This is a genomic window from Acinetobacter sp. TGL-Y2 (genome assembly GCF_001612555.1).
Lineage (GTDB): Bacteria > Pseudomonadota > Gammaproteobacteria > Pseudomonadales > Moraxellaceae > Acinetobacter.
Genome location: NZ_CP015110.1, coordinates 1,636,211 through 1,661,779, shown reverse-complemented (window position 1 = coordinate 1,661,779; position 25,569 = coordinate 1,636,211). Strand labels below are relative to the sequence as shown.

Sequence of the window (25,569 nt, the reverse complement as noted above, 5' to 3'; positions counted from 1 at the left end):
CTTAACCTCCCAGCATATGCATGCTGATTTTACGACTTTTTTTATCCATACTTTTTTTATCCATACTTGGATTGTTTAAACGCTGCTGAATGGCGTGGAAACCGGCCTCTTTATTCCAAATATAAGCAGACAAAATACGGTATAAACTCACATCACTGAAAGTTTGAGATGTAGTGAGCGCTTTAATTTCTGTTTTAAGATCTAAGCCTTTTGGAGCAAATAAGCAGTTATAAAATTCACCTTGTGCCGTTAGGCGTATACGATCACAAGTGCCACAGAATGAATGAGTTATGGTCGATATAATTCCAATCGGATGACCATCAATAAAATATTGTCGTGCTGGATCTGAGCTTGCATGCGCTGAAGCTAAATGACTTGAATGAGAATGAAGTGAATCAGTCGCTTGATGAGTCATCGCATGTTTGGTCACGGCAAATTCAGTGGTTAAAGTGTCTAAAATCTGTTGTTCACTGACCACATGTTGGCTCGACCATTTTCGATCACCATCGAGCGGCATAAATTCGATAAAACGTACGCTCATTTTTTCTTGAACTGACCAACGTGCCAAAGGCAAAATCTGATCGTCATTAATCCCATTGATTAATACGCAATTCATCTTTATTGGAAATCCAACCGCTTGAGCTTCGCGAATGCCATCCAATACTGGTGACAAGTCTTTTTTCGTCAGCTGTCGAAACTGATCAGCATTCAAACTGTCTAAACTGATATTTAAATCATCGAGTCCCGCTTGTTTCAAAGCGTATGCATATTGTTTGAGATAATGCGCATTGGTGGTCATGGAAATGCGTTTAAGACCGAGCTTTTTTAAATTTTGCAACCGCGCGATAAAATGCACGAGTCCTTGTCGCATTAATGGCTCACCTCCGGTGATTCGAATAGACTCAATGCCATGGCGCACCATAAAATCACAAAATGTATAAAGTTCTTCAAAACTGAGTAAATCTTGTTTTTTTATCCAGTCTGGATGTTCGGGCATGCAATAGACACACTTAAAATTACAGCGATCGGTCACTGAAATCCGTAGCTTGCGCTTGATACGACCAAACTGATCGACAAATTGCACGTCATTTTCAAACTCAGGTCTATGCTGAGGGTTAAGCTGAGGTTTAAGCTCAAAGTTAACCAATGTCATCAGATTCATGTTCAACATCCATCTTTAGCGATTCAGCTATGGCTGCACCGATTTTGTGCGCAAGCATTCAATCGCCCCATCTTGTTCAGATATATCTTGCAATAAATGTTCCAGCTTTGTGCCAAAAAGCCAAATATTAAAATTTAAGCAGGAGCATTCGGTTTTAATGCAAAAATTTGAGTTGTTGATGCTGTTGCAATTCATCCATAGAATTAATACTGTGAAAAAATAGGGTGTGATTTTTAAAATGTGCCACTTGTGCGTGCAAATTTGTAAAACAGTGCTTTAGACTGCGCTGTTTTTGTTCAAGATGCAGCGTCAAAGTGGCTAAACTGCTGCGCTTCACCAAGCAGAATGGGTACAGTGCCTGTTTATTTATTTCTACATAGGCCACTTCTGCCAAGCCATTTTTGGCCAAAGCTTGATGTAATTTTAAAATCACCTTTGAAGGAATATAGGTCACGTCACAAGGTACGAACAGTACATAGTCTGCTTGTACATGTGACCAAGCACTTTTCATCCCCATGAGTGGTCCTAAAAAACCGCTTTCATCATCTTGATAGCAATGAATGCTCGGAATTATCTTTTGATAGATCGAATCGTCACGATGGCTATTGATCCATACCTGTGCAACATCTGATTTGAGTTGCTGATGAATCTTGATCAGCTGAATTTGATCATCAAATTTCTGCAATAACTTGTTGATGCCATTCATGCGCCGTGCTTGTCCACCCGCTAAAATCACCAAATCAGTGCTTGGATAAATGAATGGGTTGATTTGTTTTTCTATGTGTTTTTTTATTGTGCTATTCATTCCGCCCTCTCCGCTTGACAGACTTTGATCAATCCACGAATTTCAGGCAGACATGACCCGCAATTGCCACCTGCTTTTAAACAGGCGGTGACTTGTTTTTCATCATTCATATTTTGAGTTTTAATGGCTTCAATAATGCGGTTTTTACCCACTTTAAAGCAGCTACAGACCAATGGACCTTCATTGTTCGTCCTAGACATCGGTTGCCCCGCAAGCAGTGCCTTACGATGCACCGCACTCAAACGCTCACGCTTGAATAGACTTGCGACCCAATCTCGATCGGGTAGCAATGCATAAGGGGCGATATATAAACTTGCTATTAAACGTCCATCTTGGAGCACCACCGTGTGACTGATATGCGCCGTTTGATCTTCAATATTCAGCCACTCAAAGCTTTCATCGTCAAAGGGCAATCGCGCCTTTAACTGTTCCGTAATCTGAGTAAATTTGCGACGGTCTGCGAGTTCATATCGCACAGCTTTGGGAGTGGTGATTTTGGTCCACCATACACTATTTTCAATCGAAGCTTGTACGATGTGTTGAAAGCTCTGACGCACGTAAAATACGCCTTGCCACTGGCTATAAAAAGGATGAATGATCACTGGTGTATATTTAAATTCAGGTTCACCAGAAATCGCATCTACAACAGGATTAACCACTTTACCAATACGAGCGTCAGAGGCGACTTGATCGTTCCAGTGAATCGGCGCAAAGACTTGTCCGCGGCGAATATCATCGCTCAGCGTTGCTCGTAAAACACAGTTACCCCATTTCGATTTAACCTCAACCAACTCACCCGCTTTCACTCCATATTTCAATGCATCATGCGGATGAATCTCACAATACGGTTCTGCACGGTGGCCACTTAAATTCGCGGATAAACCCGTACGGGTCATGGTGTGCCATTGGTCACGAATGCGACCAGTATTTAAAATCAATGGAAATTCTTCGCAGACAAGGTGAACTGGATCAACTGCCGACGTCGCAATAAACTTGGCTTTGCCATCTACATGACTAAATTGTCCTTGAGTATATAAGCGAGCAACCACACCTTCTGCCTGATTTTTGGTCCAGACCGGCCATTGCACCGGTTTCAGCTCATCATATTCAGGCAAAGTTAAATCCGTTAAGCCGTTTAGATTGAAATAACGGAAGTTGGAGATGGTGCTTCGCGAATCAAGATGCGCGTTTTGGCAAGCAGATAATCGCGCATGTTCTAAAAAAATCTCATGACTATTGTTAAAATCAAAACCGGTAAAGCCCATCTTTTTTGCCACCTGACTGATGGCCCACCAATCTGCCTGTGCGTCTTTAGGTGCCGCTAAAAAACGACGTTGTCTTGAAATACGGCGCTCCGAATTGGTCACTGTACCGTCTTTTTCGCCCCAACCTAAAGCAGGTAAAAGTACATCCGCATATTGCGTGGTGTCGGTGTCTTGACAAATATCAGAGACCACCACAAATTCACATTTCTCTAAAGCCCGTTTGACTTGATCTGCATCGGGCAGACTGACTACAGGATTGGTTGCCATAATCCAAATGGCTTTAATTTTGCCACTTTCTACCGCATGAAATAGATCAACCGCCTTATAACCTGCTTGCTGAGCAATGAAAGGACTTTGCCAAAAGTTTTGCACCAATTGTTGATGGCTTTGATTTTCCAGTTCTAAATGTGCCGCCAACATATTGGCCAGCCCCCCCACTTCACGTCCTCCCATCGCATTCGGTTGACCGGTCATGGAAAATGGCGCTGCGCCCAGTTTGCCTATTTTTCCAGTCAGTAAATGACAGTTGGTGATGCTGTTGGCTTTATTGACGCCCTGTGAAGATTGATTAACGCCCATGGAAAATAGGCTCATCACTTTTTCTGTTTGGGCAAATTTTTCATAAAAGATCTGCAGTTTTTCTAAGGAAATTCCCGTACGCTGGGCAACATCTTCAATGGATGCTTCACTTTGACTGTTCGCTAACGCCTGCTCTAAACCTTGTGTATGGGATGCAATAAAATCCTGATCTACATGACCCTTTTTAAAGAGATACTGCAATAAACCATTAAATAAAGCCACATCTTGTCCGGGTAAAATCGGTAAATGTAGATCCGCCGCCTCACACGTACTGGTAAAGCGTGGATCAATCACCACCACAAACACATCGCGTTGCTCTTTGGCTTTCATGATGCGTTGATACAACACCGGATGACACCATGCCGTGTTAGAACCGACCAAGACCACCATGTCGGTATGTTCAAAATCTGTATAGCTGGCTGGAACTATATCTTCACCAAACGCACGTTTGTGTGCGGCAACGGCGGATGACATACAAAGACGTGAATTGGTGTCAATATTGGCTGTCCCCAAATAACCTTTGACGAATTTATTCACGACATAATAGTCTTCAGTCAACAATTGCCCAGAGACATAGAAGCCAATACTGTCACGACCATATTGATCAATATATTGTTGAAATTTGTGCGCAATTAAATCTGTTGCAGTATTCCAGTCTGTAGTTTCACGCTGTTTCTTTCGACCCAGCATCGGATGGAGGACACGCGTTTCCAGTCCCAAAGTATCGGCCAAGTTACTGCCTTTTATACACAGTTTGCCGTGGTTGGCAGGATGCTGAATATCCCCCTCGACCCTCACTTTTGACCCCAATGTGGTTTCGATCACGTGTGCAGTTACACCACAGCCCACACCACAATAGGGACAGGTGGTGTTGGTCGTTGTAGTTATTAATTCTGTAGAGCTATGCAGTTCCATTACAGGGATACTATTCATTACTGCTTTGCTCCTCATTGCTACACATTCAATTGAATGTCGCGTTTAGTCATCCACATGATTTTAAAAAATCTTTGAAATTCACGAACACATTCATGATCTAAAAACATTGACGATCTAAAATATTCACGATCTAAAAATTCTAAAATCTAGAGGTGGCATGGGTGCCACCGTTTTCCTGCGTTAAATCTCGGCCATTGAACGACTCATCAACTTTATGTACTTTTCAATGACTCTATTTAAATTAACCTGTCTGTTTTAATGCAAAATCTTTACCAAAGAGCAATTTATGACGAATCGAAGATATCGGGGTTTGATCAGCAATTAACTCGGCATACCATGCACCGTCTTCAGTATCGCCAAACAAAACTGCACCAATGACTTTATCTTTTTGAATAATAACGCGTTTATAAATTTGACGTTTTTCATCATTCAAAATAATGTCTTCATAATCCTCTTGAGGCTCATGATCATCTAGATCAATTCGTCCAGCGGAAAATACATCACAGCCACTGACCTTAAGCTGAGTGGGCACTGTCGGTGCTTTAAAGGTTAAGCTGCCATGTTCAGCCAAATGTGAAGCACAAATGAAGGCTTGCCCCCAGAGTGGTTCGACCAAACCAAATGTTTGCTGACGATGTTCTATACATTCGCCTACCGCGTAAATGCTCGGATCAAAGGTTTGCATGGTGTCATTTACCATCACGCCCCGGTTGCAACGTAGACCTGCACTTTGTGCTAAAGCCATATTCGGGCGAATACCCACGGCAAAAACCACCAGATCTGCATCTAAAACAGTGCCATCCTTGAGTTGAATGTGTTTCACATGACCCTCTTCACCCATAAGCGCCTCGGTATTGGCTTGTGTGATGATATTAATACCCTTCGCTTCAATACTTTGTCTTAACAAACTGCTTGCACGACTGTCGAGTTGACGTTCCATAATCCGATCCATCAAATGTAAAACTGTCACACACATCCCGCGTTGTTTTAGACCATACGCAGCTTCAAGTCCCAGTAATCCGCCACCAATAACCACCGCATTTTTTTTGTTTTTACAGTAATCCAGCATGGTATTTACATCATTAATATCACGAAAACTGATCACGCCTTTTAAGTTCGAACCTGAAATGGGAGGAACAAAAGGTTTTGAGCCCGTGGCCATAATCAAACGGTCATAATCAACAATTTCACCTTTTTGGGTATAGACTTGTTTACGCGGACGATCAATTTTAACTGCTGGATCACCTGCAATAAAACGAATGCCTTTATCGCTATACCATGTATGTGAATGCAGCATGATGTCCTCAATGGTTTTATCTCCCGACAATACCGGTGACAGCATGATGCGGTTATAATTACCCCAAGGCTCTTCACCAATGACTGTTATTTCATAACGCTCAGGTGCCATGTCCAGTAAATCTTCCAGACAGCGCATTCCAGCCAAACCATTGCCCACCAAAACCAACTTCATTTTTTCTTGCGTCGTGCCATTATTGGTAATATAAGTCTTTTGTGGCGTTGGACTGATATAGACACGGCCATTTTTGATCTGGGTTGGAAAGACCAACAGTTTTTGATCTTTATCTTCAAGGCAACGGCCCGTTGCTAAGCTGAAATGCTGCTTATAGATCGGAGAAGCCACCACACGTTCACCTTGCAGATCACCAATAATGCCACGAGACATGACAAATGCCTTGCTGAATGGATCTTGGTTACTTAAGGCATAGACGCGTTTCTCACACCCAACACGAAATAGCGCAATTTGTTGCTCGTTGATCAATGCACCGACCCCCGTATTCGGGGTGACATCATCGAGATGACAAATTTCGACCCATTCGAGTTCTTGTATAAGGTTCATTTCTTTTAAAATCGTCATGGTTAATTTCCTTCATTGCCCCAAAATGCTTATGCTTCAACGACAGCAATACGATTGCTCTCTCGTTCCGCGAATGTTTTTGGGCGGATTTGTCCGCGCGCCTGCGTAAACTGAATATGAGGATCATTCTGCTGTTCAGCTTTGGCATTAATAAAGGTGATAAAGCGTTTACGCACCTCTGGATTTTCAACCGCGGTACGCCATTCATCTTGATAGGTGCCGACGACATGATCCATACGGCGCTCTAACTCGCTTGCCAGTCCCAAAGAATCTTCCACCACCACTGCTTTGAGATAATCCAGTCCGCCCTCTAAGTTGTCACGCCATACGGAGGTCCGCTGCAGGCGATCAGCAGTTTGAATATAAAACATATAGAATCGGTCGATATAGCGAATCAAGGTTTGAACATCCAAGTCAGAAGCAAGCAATTCAGCATGCCGCGGCTTCATTCCGCCATTTCCACAGACATACATATTCCAGCCTTTTTCAGTGGCAATTACCCCCACGTCTTTACTTTGCGCTTCAGCACATTCTCGGGTACAGCCTGAGACCGCCATTTTAAGCTTGTGGGGCGAACGTAAACCCTTGTAACGATTTTCCAGAAAAATCGCCAATTCCATTGAATCATCGACACCATAGCGACACCAGGTACTTCCCACACAGGATTTAACTGTACGCAGGGATTTGCCGTATGCATGACCAGACTCAAAACCTGCATTGATCAGTCTTTGCCAAATTTCAGGCAGCTGATGTACTTGTGCACCAAACAGGTCAATTCGTTGTCCGCCAGTAATTTTGGTATATAAGCCATAGTCTTTCGCCACTTGCCCGATGCTGATTAGGCCATCAGGCGTAATTTCACCGCCTGCAATTCGTGGCACAATCGAGTAGGTCCCATCTTTTTGAACATTACCTAAGTAGTAGTCGTTGCTGTCTTGTAGACCTGCGTGGCTGGGTTTAAGTACAAAATCATTCCAGCAAGAAGCCAAAATATTGGCAGCGGTTGGCTTACAGATATCACAGCCTAAACCATGACCATGCTGCTCAATCAAATCATCAAAGGTTTTAATTTCATTAACCCGCACCAAGTGATATAGCTCTTGGCGTGAGTAGGCAAAATGTTCACAGAGATGATTATTGACCGTTACCCCTTGACGCTGCAATTCAGATTTTAAAACTTGGGTCACTAGCGGTGCACATCCGCCACACGCTGTTGCTGCTTTGGTGCATTTTTTCAAGGCACCGAGTGAAGTGGATCCTTCAGCGACCGCGCTACAAATATCTGCTTTAGAGACGTTATTACATGAACAAATGGTGGCACTGTCGGGCAATAAGTCCACCCCGCTGCCGCCACTTTTAGACGGTGCATTGGCAAAGCCCGGCATTATCAGGCTTTCTGGATATTCAGGTAGTGCCAATCCATTTAACATCATTTGCAGCAGGTCATTGTATTCTTGGGCACAGCCGACCAGTACAGCACCTAGCAGTTTGGTTTTATCGCGATTGACCACAATTTTTTTATAAACCATCGCTGCTTCATCAGCGTAGAAATAACTCAAGGCATCCGGTGTCATGGCATGTGCATCACCCACCGATGCGACATCGACGCCCATCAGTTTAAGTTTGGTGCTCATGTCAGCACCTGCAAACGCGTTACATTGCTGATCGATCACATGCTTGGCAGCAATACGAGCCATGTCGTAACCTGGTGCCACCAAACCATAAATTTTATTTTGCCAAAGTGCACATTCACCAATGGCATAAATATCAACATTGGAGGTTTGGCAATAGTCATTAATTACGATCCCGCCACGTTCCCCCATGGCCAGTCCACTTTGACGGGCCAATTCATCCCGTGGGCGAATACCCGCCGAGAATAAAACAATATCGGTTTCAAGTTCAGAGCCATCAGCGAACTTCATCACATGTGTGGTAGACGTACCCGCTTCGATAGATGAGGTGGCTTTTTGGGTGTGTACTTTCACCCCCAAGTTTTCAATTTTAGCTCGTAAGACTTTACCCCCAAGATCATCAATTTGTACCGCCATCAGGCGAGGTGCAAACTCAACCACATGCGTTTCAAGATTTAAATCACGTAATGCTTTTGCCGCTTCTAAACCCAGTAAACCACCACCAATCACCACGCCGGTTTTGGCGTTCAAGCTTGCTTGTTTAAGTGCATCTAAATCATCAATGGTGCGGTAAACAAAGCAATTGTGACGGTCATGACCTGGAATGGGAGGAATAAAAGCATATGAACCTGTCGCCAGCACGAGCTTGTCATAAGCAATGACCTCCCCGTCATGGATGGTGACTGTTTTATTTACAGGATCGATTGCACAGGCTTTGGTGCTCAGTCGTAAATCAATCCCATAAGCATCGGCAAAATCGCTACGACACAGCGTTAAGTCTTTGGCAGATTTACCCGTGAAATATTCAGTTAAATGCACACGGTCATAGGCTAAGCGTGATTCTTCGGCCAAGATGGTGATTTCAACTTCATCACCTGCATGCTCAAGTAATGATTCAATAAATTTGTGTCCGACCATACCATGACCAATCATGACGAGTTTCATATTTGCTCTCCAAATCTTTTGATATTTCTAGTTCTGATTTTCTAGCTGTAGATTTAGGCCAAGTTATTACGTTCGAGTACCGCTGCTTCAAACAGTTGCTGTTCTTTTTCTTTATGTTCAACCGAAAAACGAATCATCAAAATGAAACTTGCGGCAACCACCACCAATCCACCCAGTGCCATTAAACAAGTTTGAATATCCAGCATCCCTTTAAGCAAAAATCCTGCTGCGACTGCACCGACGTTGCCGCCTGCGCCGATAATCCCAGCAACACCGCCCAAGGCATCACGGTCGATAAAAGGCACTAAGGCATAGGTTGCACCGCATGCCATATGGGTAAATAAACCGAATACCGTCATGATAAGAATTGCAAGCATCGGGGTATTCATTTGTGAGAATAAAATTAAGAACAAACCTTCGAGCAAGATCATGCCGAAGAGTACTTTGGTACGGCCATCGAGTCCCTTTTTGATCGCCACTTTATCTGAAACAATGCCACCTAGAGCACGGGCAAACAGGGCCAATAAACCAAAAATACCTGCGGCAAGTCCAGCTTCTTTTAAACCAAAACTAAAGTGTTCGACGTAGTACATCGCGATAATGTTATGAATAAAAATTTCAATACCAAAACATGCCGCATAAGCCCCAAATAAAATCCAAACACGGTAGTTACGTGCTGCATGCATCAGAATTGCCATGCCACCCTTTTTATTATTACCCACCTCTATACCTTGGGCACGAAGCTCTTTAAAGTTGCCTTGTGGACAGTCTTGGGTAAATTTCCAATACATCACACCAACAATAATCATCAAAATACCAGGCACCAATAAAGCAATTCTCCAGCCCAGTGCTTGTTCAACCCCAAACATCACCAGCGCTGCCAGCATTAAAGGCATTAGGGCCTGAGTTGCACCACCGCCTGCATTCCCCCAACCTGCTGATGCAGCATTGGCAGTACCGACCACATTCGGTGCAAACATAATACTGGTGTGATATTGAGTGATGACAAAGCTTGCACCAATCGCACCAATCAATAAGCGGAAGAAAAGAAAAGATTCATAGCTGTTGGCAGAGGCCACCCCAAATACAGGGATACTGCCAAGAATCAATAATGTGGTATAGGTTTTACGTGGACCATATTTGTCGCAGAGTGGCCCCACAATTAAACGCACTAAAATAGTGATTGCGACGGCGGCAATGTTAATATTGGCAATTTGGTCTTTGGTGAGATGAAACTCACCCGCAATGACTGGCATGAGCGGTGCGCAAGCAAACCAGGCGAAAAAACACACAAAAAATGCCAACCAACTCATGTGGAAGGCTTTCATCGATGCAGTTGAAAAGTTGAATAAGTTGATTTTGGTTGCTTTTTTAGCATTTAAATTTGTAGACATTGCCATCTCCACCAGAACTGAACGTATAAAGTTATTCATTACAAGGATTGCAATAAATGCGATCAGAACGGACGCCGTTGGCCGTCTTATAAATTTTCAGAGTCTTCTTTGACTCAAATGAAATAATGCATTTCGTGTGCCAACTTTCCTAAAAAAAATTAAATCATTCATTTTTAATATTTATTTAATTAAAGCAACTCAGTTTTCTTCGCCTTTAATCATGATGATTTTAGAAATATAAAGATATATCAGATCGAAGTGGGTTGAATTGCTGCCTTTTCAAGGCGCAAGCATGTTTCATTGCAGTGCATGGAAAAACATGCGGAAATTATTTTGATGATTTTTAAGTGTAATGAGCCTGTTGATTGGTATGTTTTTTGCATTGAACAACTCAGCATATTTTTCAGGCTGTTCTGAGTGCATACATGTCAAATTTAAAAATTGCCCTGATTGATGAAGATCTCGAACGTGCTACTTTTATCCAAAAATCCCTGATCGAACATGGTTTCGATGTCGTTGCTTGCTTATCTATTGACCATTTAAATAGTGCAGATTTGAATAATTTAAATGCAGATGTGATCCTGCTCGACATGGATCATCCTCATCGAGATGTTATTGAAAGTTGCGTCAGTCAATTTGATTTACCTACCGTGCTTTTCACCAAAAACTCGCATAAAGACACCATTAAAAGTGCCATTGATGCTGGGGTGACTGCCTATATTGTTGATGGAATCGAACCTGAAAAACTAGACAGCATTTTAGAGATAGCAATTGAACAATTTAAAAAACATCAAAAGTTGGTCAATGATTTGGCTGAAACCAAAGGCAAGCTTGCGGATCGTAAAGATGTTGAGAAAGCCAAAGTGTTGCTCATGCAAATTCAAAGCCTAAGTGAAGACCAAGCCTTTCAGTTACTCAGAAAAAATGCCATGAGCCAAAGAATGACCATGGGGGAAATGGCACGGCGCTTACTGGATGCCCAAGCCCTGTTGCAATCACAATTTAAGGAATAAATATGGCTGGTTTAGAAAAGCAAAAAATTCAATTGGGTTATATTCCACTATTGGATTGTGTGGCACTGCTTTGGGCGGAACATCGTGGGTTTTTTAATGAGGTTGGACTTGAAGTCGATTTAGTCAAAGAAGCGTCTTGGGCAAGTTTGCGAGATCGACTGGCCTATGGATTTTTAGATGCAGCACATTGTTTATCTGCCATGCTTCCCGCAGCAGCAGCTGGATATGACCAGTTGGGTATTCCCTTACAAACACCCCTCATTTTGAGTCAGAATCATGCCTTTATTACACTCAGCCAAAAATTATGTTTTGAGCTGAATATTGATGCTCAAGATTCCGCAGCCGAATCTGCCCAAAAAGTTATTCATGCATTTAAAAAAGGTAAGCCATTGAATTTTGCGCATGTGTTTAAACACTCTATTCATCATTACTGTTTAAGAGAATGGTTAGCCTTAGCAGATCAGAATATCGCAGAACATATTCAACTCCATACCCTTCCACCGCCCTTTATGGTCGAAGCACTTCATCAGCAAAAGATTGATGGTTTTTGTGTGGGTGAACCTTGGAATACTCAAGCTGAAGTAGAAGGTATCGGACATATTATTCAATCTGGTCAAGACATTATTCCCAATGTCGCCGATAAAGTGCTCGCGGTCACCCAAGAATGGTCGCAGCAAAATCCGAACACCTTAAAAGCACTCTGTATGGCCATAGAAAAAGCCCAACACGAATTAAGAGGCTTGGAGGAATTTAGCGAGGTTTGGAACTTGTTACAACGCTTCGATATTATTCGCTTTGCATCTTCATCTATAGTGCATGTTAAAAAATTTTACGCAATTCAAGAAATCATTCGAGGTTTAGCACCACTTCATCTACGACCTAAAACTGAAGATTTCCAATGGCTCAGTATTCAAATGCAAAAATGGGATAAAGTCATTATTACTTCCCAAGATACGACCGAAATTTGCGAGAAATGTATTGTTCTTGTTGAATGATTTTCAAGCAGAATATTTGCAAAAACCATCTCATTTTGATCTTAATTCACCCAAATTATGAATTAAATAAGAACAATATGTAATTTGAAACACATTTTATTACATGTATTAACAGTATGTAGTTTTATAGCGATGAAATGTAAAAATATTACTTTTCATGCTTTATTTGTTTAATTATGAGGTATTACAAGTCATTAGGCATGAACAATGTTTGAGTCGAATACTGGACAAATACATGATAAAAACCCTTATATTTCAGCTTTGGATTTAATCAAAAAACTTATATATCCCGCTGAAAAATATTGTTTATTTTTAGATATTGATGGAACAATATCGGAATTTCATCCAGATCCGAGCTTAAGCTTTATCTCAATAGAAACTTTAGAACAATTAAATCATATACAAGAACATAAAATTCCTATAGCAGCGATCACTGGCAGAAGCATTCAAGACGCAATTCGATTATTTAACCCACTGGAATTGCCTATTGCAGGAACACACGGTCTAGAAATTCGCTTTTCTGATAAGCACATGCTGCAAAGCCCAATGAATTGTTCAAATTTTCAACACATTTATCAAGAGATTGAAGCTGCTTGTGCCTTATATCCAAAACTGAGAATTGAACGAAAAAAATATGCTGTTGCGATTCATTTTAGAGAATATCCAGAACTTGCCCCGTTTGCTCGACAAGTCAGTGACCGTGTACTAAGCAAATATCCTGAGCTTAAACTGAGTACAGGCAAATGTGTTTATGAGCTGATCTTGGCGCAAGCAGATAAAGGCAAGGCCATTGAACAAATCTATATACACAATAAATTAAATCAATTCACGCCCATTTTTATGGGTGATGACCGCACTGATGAATCTGGATTTCAAAAAATTAATCAAATGGGAGGAATATCCATCAAGGTGGGTGAAGGAGAAACCTGTGCACAGTACCGATTTAAAAATATCAGCACGACCTGTGATTTTATTGATCATTTTTCGCAGTTAATTCAAAAGCACGCTAAAAGACAGTCTCAAGTATCAAAAAAAATGGAGAAAAAGCATGTCTAAATTAATCGTACTTTCAAATCGAGTCAATTTACCCAGCGCTAATGGACATGCCGCGGGTGGTTTAGCAGTGGCATTACAAGATGCTTTGCAGGACATGGGTGGTGTTTGGCTAGGTTGGAATGGTGAAAGAGTAGAATCTGTCGATGAACAACATTTTAGCGTATATCAAACCGAGCAGGTCGAATATGTCACCTGTCCTCTCACACACCAGCAGTATGAAGACTATTACTGTGGTTTTTCCAATAATACCTTATGGCCTGCAATGCATGACCGTGAAGACCTTATCGAATTTCAGCCTGATGAATTTCGGACCTATCAGAAAGTGAATCAACACTTTGCCTTAGAACTGAGCCGTATTGCTGAACCTGAAGATATGATTTGGGTACACGACTACCATTTTTTAAGCGTGGCACATTACTGCCGTGAATTGGGTATGAAAAATCGGATTGGCTTTTTCTTGCATATTCCGTTTGCTGGTTTGAATATTTGGAAAGATTTAGAGGTTTCGGAAAAACTGATTCAGCACTTATCTGAATACAATGTGCTCGGCTTACAAACTGAGCAAGATCAAAAACAATGTGTCGATGTTTTACAATATTACCTAGGCGGCATGCTCACCCCAGATCAAATCTTGGTTTTGGAAAATCGCGAGGTTAAAATTCAATGTTATCCCATTGGCGTTAATCCTGAACTCATACAGCAGGCTGCTATAGACGCTGAAAACGAAAGAGCGGATACCACCTTTAGTTTTGATCAAATAGATGATCATAAGACCATAATTTCTGTAGACCGCATTGATTATTCTAAGGGTTTAATTGAGCGCTTTAACGCCTTTGCTGATTTTTTAAAACAATATCCCGAATACCATCAGCTCGTGACCGATTTGCAAGTGGCTTGCCCATGTCGTATGGACATTCCAGCGTATGAGGATTTATTCAATCAAGTACAAGCCAAAGTTGATGCGATTAATCATCAGTTTTCACAAGGTGATTGGAATCCTATTCAATGTACGCATGATACTATTGCGCATGATCAACTCATGCAAATTTATCGTCAATCCGACATTTGTTGGGTCAATTCTTTACGTGATGGTATGAATTTAGTCGCCAAGGAATTTATTGCTGCACAAGACCCTGAATGTCCTGGCATTTTGATTTTATCTAAATATGCAGGTTCAGCAGAGCAAATGCCTGAAGCGATTATTGTCGATCCTGAGTCACCCAGCAGTATGGTCAATGCCTTAAAAAAAGCATTAGTCATGTCCAAATCTGAGCGTATTGAGCGCTATGAATACTTAATTAAAGGCTTAAAGCATTTTGATATTAAGGATTGGCGCAATGCTTTCTTAAATGATTTAAAAGCGATTGCACCCACCACCATAACGCAATCGGACTCACCTGCTCGAACAGTCCAACATAGAAGCTAGCTCATGCCATGCAAAATAGTAAACGACGCAGTTCAATATGCACTGCGTCGTTTTTAATAAGAGAGCGGGTCATACTCTAATAAGAATGATTTTGCTGGAGTGATTAAGCCAGTCGTTTTGAACGCGTGAACATATTCAATAATGGAATTAAAATTACAGCCACCGCGAGTACTGTAAATACAGCTGTTAAACTCAATATTTCACTACCCAGCCCAATAAATGCAGGTCCGATCAATACCCCACTATATGCCATGGTCGATACATAAGACAATGCAACTGCTTTTGGCATCACGTTTTGACGACCCACTTGAGAAAAGATAGTCGGAACAATATTTGCACAGCCCAAACCCATCAGGAAATACCCTAACAAAGCCACGGTCCAAATGGGTGCTGCAATCACAATTGATAGCCCGATCGCAGCCAAAATTGAACCGTAAATGATGGTCTTTTTTTCACCCAAGAACGTTAACACCCAATGCCCACTAAAACGCCCCATAGTCATGGCAATAGCAAAAAAGGTGTAGGCCAAACCGGAATAAGCTGCATCGATTTTAAATTGATCGACCAAATAAATTCCGCTCCATTCCATGGCAGAGCCTTCTGTTAAAAATGCAATAAAACACATCAAACCAAAGACTAAGATCAAAGGCGGAGGCATCATCCATTTATTAGCCATGTTTACACTGTGGCTAGATTCATCAGTATTTTGAGTATTTAAATCTAAGATCTCAGTTTTTTTCAAACTGTGTGGGACTGCAACACACACTAAGATGAGAAGAATAAAACCCATTAAGACGGCGCTTAAAAAAGGTGGAACACCGACAGATAACAATAATGTCACCGCCATTACCCCGCCCAAACCACCCAGACTGCACATCCCATGAAAACTAGACATTAAGTTTTGGGTCAGTTTTTTCTCCACCACCACAGCTTGGTAATTAATCACCACCCCAAGCCCTCCCGCAGCACTGCCGAAAATAAACAATAAAATAGCCAACATTGCAGCGCTCGGTGCAAGTGTCATCAGTGGCAAAGTAAACATTAGGACCAACAAAAATGCCGCAATCATAGATCTACATCCTAACTTTTGAATGAGATATCCAGTCGCAGGCATTGCAATCATTGATCCCAAACCACCGCACAGCAAGAGTCCACCAAAATCCGCATGATTAAGACTCAGCCTTTGCTGTGCATAAGGAATTAAAGGTGCCCAAGCCGCGGTACATAATCCGAGGCAAAAGAAACTGATAACCGTCGAAAGTGAATGCTGCGACTTTTGAGTTAAGGCACGTTCAATTACGTTGGGTTTGGTGATGATCATCGCTATGTTACCGCAAAATATTAGGTAAAAATTCAATCCATGCAGAGTCTAAATCCATAGAAAAACCCCTATGTGTTTATAGCCATAGCTAAAACTATATAGGGGTTATTTGGCGAAATTATATACAATAAATTTGAAAAGAAAAGCGCTGTTTTTGTTGGGGACAGAAAGTTTTGTAACGCAGATTTTATTGATCGTTATTAGCTTTGATGCATTATTTTTAATTCATTCTATTTGTTCATATTCATGTAAATTTCAAGCTTTGATCAGCAAATAATTAATCGTTATTTTATATAATTATGTATGTACGATCAAAATGGTATTTTTCACTCAGATTAAATATCGACCATCAATGTTCAATTTTAGCTCTGATTACACTCAATCGTTTTTAAAAAGTGAGCAAATCCTTCAGGCGCTCTTCCATCCAAACGGCTGCTGGTCGTGACCCTTACCCGATTCGTCCAAGTGATATTTAAATTCATGGCTTGCATTTGCTCAACCAGTCTCACATCTTCATGACAAGCTATGGGTTGAAAACCACCAGCAGCGATATATGCAGCTGCTGAAAAACTCAAATTTGCCCCATGTATATGGGTATGATTCATACAGTCCTGATACTGAGAAATGTATTCATGTTTGGTTTTTTCGGACAAGGTGTCCCAGCGGTCGACATCCACCACGCCACAAATCACATCTGCGGGCTGCGCACGAATTTGTTCTACAAGCCACAACACATCTACAGTTGAGTCCGCATCTGTACAGGCAATCCAATCTGCACCTTGTCTAATCAGCTCTCTTACCCCTAAATCACGGGCAATGCCGACTGAATTAACGTCACATTCTAAATAAGCCGCCTTAGAATTCTGAACAATAGGCAGTGAGCCATCCTTACAACTATCCAGCACCACCAAAACTTGGGCCTTGATCTCATACTCATTTTCGGGTCCAAAGCTTTTTTTTGCGCTGGATTGTCTGTTCACCTGATGTGTTGATGTTGATTGTTGATAAATCGAAATTTGCTGAATGGCGATATCAATCGAGTCTAAACAGGCTTTTAAATAGTGCTCTTCGTTGTAAGCAGGTATGACCACACCAATGATCATAATAAACCCTCCTGCTGTGCCACACTTGCTGGATGATGTGTCCAGATATCCAATACAAAATCGGGATCCGCTAAACTGAAGGAATGGTGTAAATTCAGCTCAGTTCTTAACAGCTCATGCACCGTATTGCCATTGAGCTCAAAGCCTTCGATCGGATAGCGCCAATGACAACTCAACACCACGCCATCTTTTGACAGTGATGTTTTTATCTGCTCTAAACAGGCTGTCACCTCACTTTTGCTGAGGTAATATAAAATTTCACTGACCACAATCAGATCAAATGAACCGTTTGGAAACTCATTTGGAATGCGATGTTGGATAAATTCCACATGAGCCGCAGCGTCTAAGCGCTGCTTTGCCAACTCAATCGCTTTGGGATTGGCATCTATACACAGTAATTTTTGACAGCGCTCTGCCAGTAATTCACTCAAAAAACCATTGGCACAGCCTATCTCTAACACATGCTCAAAACTCATTTTAGGTAAGACTGACATACAAATCTGACGTTTGCGCTTTTCATACCAACGGTTGGCATAATCCCACGGGTCATCACTTTCTTCGTACATTGCTTCAAAATATTGGCTTTTACTGTCCATGCATGTACACCTCATAAGGCATTAAAATTCGATCAACCACTTCACTCGATAATATCGGTGCCTGCCCTGTAGAGGAATCAATATCTAACTGACTTTTAAAACATTGAATCGCGCGATGTTTCAGTTCCAACTCAATTGAATCTAAATCTAAACGATAAGCCTGCTCCCATGCAATTTGTGCATTATTGGGCGCTGCCCAGTGCCATGCCCAAATCAACACTTGATAATATTTGAGTTGATATTTTTTGCAGATTTGAGAAACCACATATGCGCTATGCTCATGATCGGGATGACCATCTTTTTCATAGGTGGTGACTAAAATATCATTCGGCTCAAGCAACTGTTCAAGCTTTGCGTAAAACTGAGCATGCGAGATCGCAATTGCGCCATCTTGCAAATTCAGTGCTATACGCTGGATATTTTGAATATCTAAAACTTCGAGTGCCGCTTTTGACTCAGCAGGTCGAATTTGATTCAAGTGATCCTCTGTATAAAGCGTGGAGTCAGGATGACTTTTGGTGCCATTGATAACCGCAATCAAAACAATATTGCGCTGTAATTTCGACAGCTTTTGGAGCAGACCGCCGCAGCCTAAGATTTCATCATCTGGATGGGGTGCTAGAATCAAGACGCGACTGTGTTTTGGAAAGTGTGTTTCAATCTCAAAAGGCTTAAGTTCGCTTAAACCTTTCCAGTCAAGCCATTGCTGTTTGGTGGTGCCTTGCCCATAGATCAAGCGTTGCTTATTTTCTGGATCATTTGAAGCAAGATTTAAAAAAGTATGGGATGGCTGATCGACTGCTTTTAAAGTTGCCATACATTCGACTCCTCTGACACAAGCTCCCCGATTCTTTTTAAATCAAATGCCGCATGACTTTGTCTTAAAAACACAGCTAAGTCTGTTGACAGCTGAGCAAACTGCTTGTCTTCACAATAAGGCCTTGCACCCAATGCTTTACCCACATTTTTTAAAATAAGTTCTGCAGTCGATTCGGTTTGTGCTCTGAGTATTCGAATCTCTAACTCATGACTGAGATGCGGTGCTTCATCTAGTTTCTTTGCAAGTGCATAAAAAAGCTGGCGTGTGGTTTCAACGGCTGTCATGACCTCACCTAAATACATCTGCTTAAAATCATGAGGATTCGTTTTTGCAGCTTCAATTAAATAACCTGCCAAACGAAGCGCTGCGCCAAACCAACACGCCGCCACCCCTGCTGCACCATGCCAAAATCCAGCACGATTCAAATAGGCATTCGGCGCTCCGACTTTTTCAGCTTTTACATGTTGAAAATAGATCGCACTGGTTTGAGTGTACTGCATACCCAGCGCATGCCAGCCTGCTGGTCGTATCTCTATGCCTTGTTCATGCATATTTACAATGAGCAATTGAGATTGATTATTTTCGTCTTTATAGCTCATCAACCCATAATCAACCAAGCTCGCTCCAGAACACCAGTTCTTAAGACCTATACAATGTCCATGCTCAAACTTTAAAGGCTGCGGACTACCTTCTGCCGCCCATACGGCCCATAGTCCGCTTTTTACATTCGGATATTGCAACTCATTCAAAATACTCAGCGCATCTAAATGCGATTCAAACCACTTCACCAAATTTAAGTTGCTGGCGGCGACTTGTGCCAAAATTTGCCAACGCAATAAGGTTTGACCTTGAGCCGGATGTGGAATTTGCTCTGCGACAGGCAACAGTTGCATGATCGCCTGTTCTAAACGGGCTTTTTCGTCTATGTTCGATTGTTCAAATTGTTCTAATACAGTTGTAATAGCTTTGAGCATAAACACTCCCTGTATTTAAGGCATGCATGATTCATTATTTTATAAAGTGATCATTTAAACGTTATACATTTAAGTTTTATTCAATTTTACCTATATATCAAGAAGGTACAGGCTTAAATTGATTAAACCTGTATCCATTTATTTCGGCCATTTAGCATCGAAGTGCTTGAGCATATTCTCTTTATCAACATCTTCTCTTTAAAAGAAAATCGTTATGCAGGAATACCTTCAGCTGCTGCTTCTCGCGCCCAAACCCGATGTTTAATCAGCAATGTTTTTAAGCTATCTTTAACTTCATCAAAACTGTCAGCTTGCAGGGTTCCTTCATCTGGCATTAATTGCAATGCCTCGATTAATTGACCTTTGTCCCCCAAGAAAACCACAGGCTTCAAATGTTTATACGCTTCTTGAAGATAATGTTTTGCAACACCGTCGGATTGAACTACATCAAGATTATCACCATCGACGATCACCACTGCGTCATAAGCAATCGATGGCTCGCCCTTTTGCATGCCATCAGATGCCAATTGCACTTTGCCTAAGCTCGGTACAGGCGCAGGTGTTGGCGTTAAAACATGTGCAATTGCATTCTCAGCTTTTGCCCATTTTAAAATCGCATCAACATTTTTTGCATTGACTTGTGGATGAACCAAAATAGCAATTTTCTTGGCTTTAATATCAGACGGTGCAAATGCTTCAAGGGATAATTTTTTCGAGGTTTGAAGCTTGGATTGTTTCTGAGTTTTTGGATCAGTTACTTCAATGCCTAAGTTGTCACCGACTTGTTTCGCCAAATCAAAATCAATATTGGCCAACACCTCTTGTACTTCGCGCTCGCGAATGTGCGGGCGTTTGACTTTACTCAGCTCAAAAGTATACGCATCAACCACGTGTTTTTGCTCATGCGGCGCTAGACTCTGATAGTACAGGCGTGCTTGAGAGAAATGATCAGAGAAAGATTCACTGCGTTGTCGAATTTTATGACCATCTACACGTTCTTGATAACTTTCAAAACCACCATTTTGAGCAGCAGGCGCAACTTCAGCAGGCCAGTTACTGTCTATAGAATTTGGCTGATAAGAGGCCTGCCCTTTATGTACCAAAGACTGATGTATACCATCACGTTGATTATTATGGAACGGACAGACAGGCTTATTGATGGGCAACTGATGGAAATTCGGGCCACCCAAACGGCTTAACTGGGTATCTGTATAAGAAAACAATCGTGCTTGCAGCAGCGGATCGTTGGTAAAGTCGATTCCGGGTACAATATGACCTGGGCAAAATGCAATTTGTTCAATTTCAGCAAAGAAATTATCGACATTGCGGTTCAGTACAAACTTACCAATGGGGGTAACAGGCACCAATTCTTCTGGAATAATTTTGGTCGGGTCGAGTAAGTCAAAGTCAAAACTCATCTCGTCTTTTTCTTCAACGATCTGAATGCCCAATTCCCACTCAGGATAAAAACCGTTGTCAATCGCATCATATAAATCACGGCGATGGAAATCAGGATCTTTACCTGCAAGTTTTTGAGCTTCATCCCAAACCAGCTGCGCTAAGCCTTGCTTTGGCGTCCAGTGGAACTTGACAAATACGCCCTTTCCTTCAGCATTGATTAAACGGAAAGTATGTACACCAAAACCTTGAATCGATCTTAAATTACGCGGAATTGCACGATCTGACATCGCCCACATCACCGCATGTGCTGACTCAGGCACAAGTGACACAAAATCCCAAAAGGTATCATGTGCAGATCCACCCGTAGGTACTTCATTGTGCGGTTCAGGTTTTACCGCATGGACAAAATCTGGAAACTTAATCCCGTCTTGAATAAAGAAGACAGGTGCATTGTTGCCGACCAAGTCATAGTTACCTTCTTGGGTATAAAACTTGATCGCGAAACCACGAATATCACGTACAGTATCGGCTGAACCACGTGGCCCTTGCACCGTAGAAAAACGAACAAAAATCGGGGTGCGGGTAGATGGGTCTGTTAAAAATCCAGCTTTAGTAAACTTTTCATTGCCTGGATAGGCTTCAAAATAACCGTGTGCGCCCACGCCTCGCGCATGTACGATTCGCTCAGGAATACGTTCATGATCAAAATGGGTAATCTTCTCTCTGAGTATAAAGTCTTCTAATAGCGTTGAACCTCGTGGTCCACTTTTCAGGCTATTTTGATTGTCTGAGATTTTCACCCCATGATTGGTGGTGAGGTCTTGCTGAGTGGCATCACTGCGAAAACCATCAAGCTGATCAGATTTTGCAGACTGATTTTGTTTATTGTCTTGATTGGCTCCAGCCATTTCGCTTTTGTTTGCTTTATTTTTCATGTATATACCTATTAAATGATTGAATTTATTAAGACATTTTTCGGTGAAAAATTAAATTAGCTTATCGCCATTTAAACTCATACCAACACAGCATGAATTTAAATTTTTTTCGCTAGCACAAATGAATATTTGATATTTAAATGCATGAGACAGTCCCGAATCTTGATCCTCCCACTTTTTTAACCGTAGCCTAATCACACTTGATTTTTTTACAAGCGTATATTAAATATAGTCATACAATACATTTAAAGTTGTTATATTTCGTTCTCTATCAGTAATCTTTTTTTGGTAGTGCATGAATACGACGTGATAAAAATAATAAGTTATTGATATTAAAATATACAAATGAATTATTACACGTTGGTTTTTAGCACTACCCTTTTTTTAAATCGAAAATCAAAAAATTGCTTTAAGTAACTGATGCAAAAATATTATGATTAAAATCACAAGATATTTTAAACACATCAGGAGTCTTATATGAAGGATCATTGTTATAAGCGACTTGTAAAAAGAAAATTGAGTGTGGCTTTTATAGAAAGTGCCTCTGCGGGATACTTGGCCTATTGTTTTTCGCCAAGTCAGTATTCAGGTGCCATTTTGGGTAGTGCATGAATACGACGTGATAAAAATAATAAGTTATTGATATTAAAATATATAAATGAATTATTACACGTTGGTATTTAGCACTACCCCATTTTGTATGGCAGTTTGGTCTGCTATGATCTTCGGGTCAAAGAATAGGTATTAAAAATAGATAAAAAAACATCGATGAATAAACAGCCGAATCGATGCAAACCACTGAAAATATAGTCATTCAGGGTAAGCCCATATTTAAGGCAGATGTTTTAATTGCCTGTACAAGTTTACTTAAAAAAGGCGGTTCTGAGACCAAAGGCAAGCCTGTGGGTACATTTTTTATTCTATTTCTATATGTATCTATATGTAAGAGACTCATTCAACTCATTGAATAGATTTTAAGAGATGCTCAGCAATATAATGATGACTGAACAGCAAAACAAATGTATTAAAATATTAAATGGTGTTACCTAAATGATGAATATTACGCTTTAATGCATTTTATGATATTCAATCCAATACAAATATTAACATTCTAAAATATATGAGATCAAAATTTCTGTTATTAATATGAGTGTCTGATCAAATCAGATTCTATATATTTAAAAATAGTGAAGTGGATTTAAGATGTTGTCATCATCTATGAATAGATTGAATATCAACAGACTGGATTTCACTTTAATCACATTGAAAATAAGGAATCAGACTATGACTCAACCAGATCATTTAGAATCACGTAACTATTGGCGTGACAGTCACACTGAACGTCCATATTATAATGATTTAAAACGCGACATACCCGATATTGACTATGATCGTGATCTTTCATCAGCGTATGAGTTTGGACGGAATTCACGTGCTGAGTATGGCAAAGATGCTCGATTTGAAGACTCTGAAAATGATCTAAAATCAAAATGGGATCATTTTAAAGCAGATTCTCGCTTAAAGTGGGAACACGCAAAGCATGCCGTCAAAGATGCATGGGATAAAATTTATAGCTGGATTTAAATTTTAAGCTACATTGCCTTCAAGCCTAAATCGAGCGCTTCTTCTATGTTTTTGTCAAAACGGACAGCGATACTTTTAACTTTGGATTTTAGCACTGACCATGCTTTTTCAATTGGATTTAAATCTGGACTGTAAGCAGGCAAGTACATGATTCTACAGTTAAAGTCTTTGGCTAGTTTTTTGATATCTCCGTTCTTATGAATCGAAGCGTTATCTAGAATCAGCAGATGTCTTTTGGTCTTATCTTGATTATCTTTGGTTAAATTTTCAAGTAGATATCTCAACCATCCCGTGAACATTGCTCGATCGCATGAACCTTGAAAAATCAAAGGGTAAAGGAACTGATACGCTGAATTAGACCTCACAGCACTGATGATACTTAATCTTTTACCATGACCACCCAATTTTAAAGCAGCGCAACGACTGCCTAGTTTAGACCAACCATATTGCGCTGTATCTGTGGTGTTTATCCCAGACTCATCAATATAAAGAATCTGATCTTCCCCAAACGCCTCTTTCCATTGCGGAAGAAACCAGTTGAATACAGCCCTTGTTATTTTGTCGGCTTGCTTATAGAGAAAACTCTTTTTTTACGTGTCCAACCAAGTCTATGAATGGCTTTTAACAGGGTTGAGTAAAGGATTGGATACCCAAACTTTTGTTCAAATAAAGGGATGAGATCTTTCACTTGAGAAAATTCAGTAGTTTCAATAAAGTGTTTGAAAGCATCCATATCCTTGATTTTAGTGGGTCGACCTGCATTGATTTTAGGCTGTTTCAATTCTCCAGTGGTGTTTTGAAGAAGAATCCAATCATCCAAAGTGGTTCTAGATATTTTAAAGGTTTTACATGTATATGATTTGTGATTATTTTCTTCATAAAACTGCATGACTTTTTCACGTAAATCCACTGAATATACTTTAGGCATGATCTTGAACAAATTAATTTTTTATCATTGTATCCTAAAATAAGATTGCAGCTATAACACATCAATGAATGCCCACAGTATGAATGTCTCAATTATGCACCTACTGTGGGCTACCTTGAGACCTTAAGTTAAGACTGAGCTAAGCTCGCGTTGCACATTTAAATGTAAATGATGACAATATTTCACAACAAAGAATATGTAATATTTAGATTAAGCAGATGATATTACTATAAATATTTAAAAATTTTATAACCATCAAAATTATAGGAACTCAAAGATGACTGATCACATTCAGACTGTTTCAAACTTTGATTTAAATCGTTATTTGGGCACGTGGTATGAAATTGCACGCCTGCCTATGAAACATCAACATGAAGACAGTACAGATGTATCTGCGCATTATTCTTTAAATGAAAATGGCAATGTAAAAGTTCAAAACCGCTGTCTAGATGAGCATCAACAACTGGATGAATCCGTAGGCGAAGCAACCGTGGTAGATGGTCCAAACGGCAAGCTCGAAGTCAGTTTTTTCGCTGGGTGCCCTTCACCAAAGGTGATTACTGGGTGCTGAAAATTGATGAAAACTATCAGACTGCGCTTGTGGGTGAACCCAGTTTAAAATACTTGTGGATTTTGCACCGTGACACCGTGCTAGATGAACAGACTAAAAATCAATATTTGCAATATGCGCAAAGTTTAGGTTATGACTTATCAGATCTAATTCATACTGTGCATACTGGTCATAAAACAGCCTAATACTTACACGCTCATATTATGTTCAAAAACATATTGTATTCAAAGAAAAGCGCTCAACGCGCTTTTCT

The 25,569-nt window shown here is 40.7% G+C and carries 20 protein-coding genes and 1 pseudogene; 7 read left to right on the top strand and 14 right to left on the bottom strand.

Features of this window, described 5'->3' with window-relative positions:
* Position 1: 1 nt before the first annotated feature.
* The 6 genes from moaA to AMD27_RS07755 all read right to left on the bottom strand — a co-directional run bounded on the left by moaA (position 2) and on the right by AMD27_RS07755 (position 10,593).
* Positions 2-1,153 carry a GTP 3',8-cyclase MoaA gene (moaA, locus tag AMD27_RS07780; RefSeq protein WP_081406009.1) on the bottom strand — a complete coding sequence of 384 codons (1,152 nt, stop codon included), beginning with the start codon at positions 1,151-1,153 and terminating at the stop codon, positions 2-4.
* 163 nt (positions 1,154-1,316) lie between these two features.
* On the bottom strand, positions 1,317-1,967 hold the full coding sequence (gene mobA, locus AMD27_RS07775; protein ID WP_067658581.1) for a molybdenum cofactor guanylyltransferase: 651 nt from the start codon (positions 1,965-1,967) through the stop codon (positions 1,317-1,319).
* Complete coding sequence (locus AMD27_RS07770; protein ID WP_067658578.1) at positions 1,964-4,744, bottom strand: nitrate reductase; 2,781 nt, start codon at positions 4,742-4,744, stop codon at positions 1,964-1,966. The genes mobA and AMD27_RS07770 overlap by 4 nt, the downstream gene beginning before the upstream one ends.
* A 244-nt stretch (positions 4,745-4,988) precedes the next feature.
* Positions 4,989-6,623 carry a nitrite reductase small subunit NirD gene (nirD, locus tag AMD27_RS07765; RefSeq protein ID WP_067658575.1) on the bottom strand — a complete coding sequence of 545 codons (1,635 nt, stop codon included), beginning with the start codon at positions 6,621-6,623 and terminating at the stop codon, positions 4,989-4,991.
* A 29-nt stretch (positions 6,624-6,652) separates the two neighbouring features.
* Positions 6,653-9,199 carry a nitrite reductase large subunit NirB gene (nirB, locus tag AMD27_RS07760; protein ID WP_067658572.1) on the bottom strand — a complete coding sequence of 849 codons (2,547 nt, stop codon included), beginning with the start codon at positions 9,197-9,199 and terminating at the stop codon, positions 6,653-6,655.
* 53 nt (positions 9,200-9,252) lie between these two features.
* Positions 9,253-10,593, bottom strand: a complete 1,341-nt coding sequence (locus AMD27_RS07755) for an MFS transporter (RefSeq protein WP_067658570.1) — start codon at positions 10,591-10,593, stop codon at positions 9,253-9,255.
* A gap of 425 nt (positions 10,594-11,018) precedes the next feature.
* Between AMD27_RS07755 and AMD27_RS07750 the strand changes: the two genes are divergently transcribed.
* The 4 genes from AMD27_RS07750 to AMD27_RS07735 all read left to right on the top strand — a co-directional run bounded on the left by AMD27_RS07750 (position 11,019) and on the right by AMD27_RS07735 (position 15,083).
* Positions 11,019-11,606: an ANTAR domain-containing response regulator gene (locus AMD27_RS07750; RefSeq protein WP_067658568.1), complete on the top strand. Its 588-nt coding sequence runs from the start codon at positions 11,019-11,021 to the stop codon at positions 11,604-11,606.
* Positions 11,607-11,608: 2 nt separating this feature from the next.
* The gene (locus AMD27_RS07745) at positions 11,609-12,601 is read left to right on the top strand and encodes a CmpA/NrtA family ABC transporter substrate-binding protein (RefSeq protein WP_067658566.1); all 993 of its coding nucleotides are present in this window, start codon (positions 11,609-11,611) and stop codon (positions 12,599-12,601) included.
* Positions 12,602-12,808: 207 nt separating this feature from the next.
* Positions 12,809-13,657, top strand: a complete 849-nt coding sequence (gene otsB / locus AMD27_RS07740) for a trehalose-phosphatase (RefSeq protein ID WP_067658564.1) — start codon at positions 12,809-12,811, stop codon at positions 13,655-13,657.
* On the top strand, positions 13,650-15,083 hold the full coding sequence (locus AMD27_RS07735; protein ID WP_067658561.1) for an alpha,alpha-trehalose-phosphate synthase (UDP-forming): 1,434 nt from the start codon (positions 13,650-13,652) through the stop codon (positions 15,081-15,083). The genes otsB and AMD27_RS07735 overlap by 8 nt, the downstream gene beginning before the upstream one ends.
* Before the next feature lie 103 nt (positions 15,084-15,186).
* On the opposite strand, the gene AMD27_RS07730 is transcribed toward AMD27_RS07735, so the two are convergent.
* From AMD27_RS07730 to katE, 6 genes are all read right to left on the bottom strand, one after another.
* Positions 15,187-16,404, bottom strand: a complete 1,218-nt coding sequence (locus tag AMD27_RS07730; RefSeq protein WP_067658558.1) for an MFS transporter — start codon at positions 16,402-16,404, stop codon at positions 15,187-15,189.
* Positions 16,405-16,766: 362 nt separating this feature from the next.
* Positions 16,767-17,507 (bottom strand): glycosyltransferase, encoded by a 741-nt coding sequence (locus AMD27_RS07725; protein WP_067658555.1) that lies wholly within the window; start codon positions 17,505-17,507, stop codon positions 16,767-16,769.
* Positions 17,504-18,103 (bottom strand): class I SAM-dependent DNA methyltransferase, encoded by a 600-nt coding sequence (locus AMD27_RS07720; protein ID WP_067658552.1) that lies wholly within the window; start codon positions 18,101-18,103, stop codon positions 17,504-17,506. Before AMD27_RS07720 ends, AMD27_RS07725 begins: the two co-directional genes overlap by 4 nt.
* Positions 18,093-18,920 (bottom strand): PIG-L deacetylase family protein, encoded by an 828-nt coding sequence (locus tag AMD27_RS07715; protein WP_081405949.1) that lies wholly within the window; start codon positions 18,918-18,920, stop codon positions 18,093-18,095. Before AMD27_RS07715 ends, AMD27_RS07720 begins: the two co-directional genes overlap by 11 nt.
* The gene (locus tag AMD27_RS07710; protein ID WP_067658549.1) at positions 18,908-19,897 is read right to left on the bottom strand and encodes an acyl-CoA dehydrogenase; all 990 of its coding nucleotides are present in this window, start codon (positions 19,895-19,897) and stop codon (positions 18,908-18,910) included. Before AMD27_RS07710 ends, AMD27_RS07715 begins: the two co-directional genes overlap by 13 nt.
* A gap of 212 nt (positions 19,898-20,109) precedes the next feature.
* The gene (gene katE / locus AMD27_RS07705; protein WP_067658546.1) at positions 20,110-22,233 is read right to left on the bottom strand and encodes a catalase HPII; all 2,124 of its coding nucleotides are present in this window, start codon (positions 22,231-22,233) and stop codon (positions 20,110-20,112) included.
* A gap of 788 nt (positions 22,234-23,021) precedes the next feature.
* Here katE and AMD27_RS19380 point away from each other — a divergent pair.
* Together AMD27_RS19380 and AMD27_RS07695 are read left to right on the top strand one after the other, a co-directional pair.
* Positions 23,022-23,204, top strand: a complete 183-nt coding sequence (locus tag AMD27_RS19380) for a hypothetical protein (RefSeq protein ID WP_067658543.1) — start codon at positions 23,022-23,024, stop codon at positions 23,202-23,204.
* A gap of 313 nt (positions 23,205-23,517) precedes the next feature.
* Entirely contained in the window at positions 23,518-23,817 is a 300-nt protein-coding gene (locus AMD27_RS07695; RefSeq protein ID WP_067658540.1) for a hypothetical protein, read from the top strand.
* An 8-nt stretch (positions 23,818-23,825) separates the two neighbouring features.
* On the opposite strand, the gene AMD27_RS18105 is transcribed toward AMD27_RS07695, so the two are convergent.
* Both AMD27_RS18105 and AMD27_RS07685 read right to left on the bottom strand, forming a co-directional pair.
* Positions 23,826-24,374 (bottom strand): IS630 family transposase, encoded by a 549-nt coding sequence (locus tag AMD27_RS18105; protein WP_081405914.1) that lies wholly within the window; start codon positions 24,372-24,374, stop codon positions 23,826-23,828.
* Positions 24,371-24,745 carry an IS630 transposase-related protein gene (locus AMD27_RS07685; RefSeq protein ID WP_067655598.1) on the bottom strand — a complete coding sequence of 125 codons (375 nt, stop codon included), beginning with the start codon at positions 24,743-24,745 and terminating at the stop codon, positions 24,371-24,373. The genes AMD27_RS18105 and AMD27_RS07685 overlap by 4 nt, the downstream gene beginning before the upstream one ends.
* Before the next feature lie 277 nt (positions 24,746-25,022).
* On the opposite strand from AMD27_RS07685, the pseudogene AMD27_RS07680 reads away from it, so the two are divergent.
* Positions 25,023-25,501 (top strand): annotated as a pseudogene (locus tag AMD27_RS07680) (lipocalin family protein).
* The last annotated feature ends 68 nt before the right edge of the window (positions 25,502-25,569 follow it).

What these genes read in the sequence shown, in the direction of transcription:
- moaA (WP_081406009.1), bottom strand. Translation starts at nt 1,153, where the DNA reads ATGACATTGGTTAACTTTGAGCTTAAACCTCAGCTTAACCCTCAGCAT.
- mobA (WP_067658581.1), bottom strand. Translation starts at nt 1,967, where the DNA reads ATGAATAGCACAATAAAAAAACACATAGAAAAACAAATCAACCCATTC.
- AMD27_RS07770 (WP_067658578.1), bottom strand. Translation starts at nt 4,744, where the DNA reads ATGAATAGTATCCCTGTAATGGAACTGCATAGCTCTACAGAATTAATA.
- nirD (WP_067658575.1), bottom strand. Translation starts at nt 6,623, where the DNA reads ATGACGATTTTAAAAGAAATGAACCTTATACAAGAACTCGAATGGGTC.
- nirB (WP_067658572.1), bottom strand. Translation starts at nt 9,199, where the DNA reads ATGAAACTCGTCATGATTGGTCATGGTATGGTCGGACACAAATTTATT.
- AMD27_RS07755 (WP_067658570.1), bottom strand. Translation starts at nt 10,593, where the DNA reads ATGTCTACAAATTTAAATGCTAAAAAAGCAACCAAAATCAACTTATTC.
- AMD27_RS07750 (WP_067658568.1), top strand. Translation starts at nt 11,019, where the DNA reads ATGTCAAATTTAAAAATTGCCCTGATTGATGAAGATCTCGAACGTGCT.
- AMD27_RS07745 (WP_067658566.1), top strand. Translation starts at nt 11,609, where the DNA reads ATGGCTGGTTTAGAAAAGCAAAAAATTCAATTGGGTTATATTCCACTA.
- otsB (WP_067658564.1), top strand. Translation starts at nt 12,809, where the DNA reads ATGTTTGAGTCGAATACTGGACAAATACATGATAAAAACCCTTATATT.
- AMD27_RS07735 (WP_067658561.1), top strand. Translation starts at nt 13,650, where the DNA reads ATGTCTAAATTAATCGTACTTTCAAATCGAGTCAATTTACCCAGCGCT.
- AMD27_RS07730 (WP_067658558.1), bottom strand. Translation starts at nt 16,404, where the DNA reads ATGATCATCACCAAACCCAACGTAATTGAACGTGCCTTAACTCAAAAG.
- AMD27_RS07725 (WP_067658555.1), bottom strand. Translation starts at nt 17,507, where the DNA reads ATGATCATTGGTGTGGTCATACCTGCTTACAACGAAGAGCACTATTTA.
- AMD27_RS07720 (WP_067658552.1), bottom strand. Translation starts at nt 18,103, where the DNA reads ATGGACAGTAAAAGCCAATATTTTGAAGCAATGTACGAAGAAAGTGAT.
- AMD27_RS07715 (WP_081405949.1), bottom strand. Translation starts at nt 18,920, where the DNA reads ATGGCAACTTTAAAAGCAGTCGATCAGCCATCCCATACTTTTTTAAAT.
- AMD27_RS07710 (WP_067658549.1), bottom strand. Translation starts at nt 19,897, where the DNA reads ATGCTCAAAGCTATTACAACTGTATTAGAACAATTTGAACAATCGAAC.
- katE (WP_067658546.1), bottom strand. Translation starts at nt 22,233, where the DNA reads ATGAAAAATAAAGCAAACAAAAGCGAAATGGCTGGAGCCAATCAAGAC.
- AMD27_RS19380 (WP_067658543.1), top strand. Translation starts at nt 23,022, where the DNA reads ATGCAAACCACTGAAAATATAGTCATTCAGGGTAAGCCCATATTTAAG.
- AMD27_RS07695 (WP_067658540.1), top strand. Translation starts at nt 23,518, where the DNA reads ATGACTCAACCAGATCATTTAGAATCACGTAACTATTGGCGTGACAGT.
- AMD27_RS07685 (WP_067655598.1), bottom strand. Translation starts at nt 24,745, where the DNA reads ATGCCTAAAGTATATTCAGTGGATTTACGTGAAAAAGTCATGCAGTTT.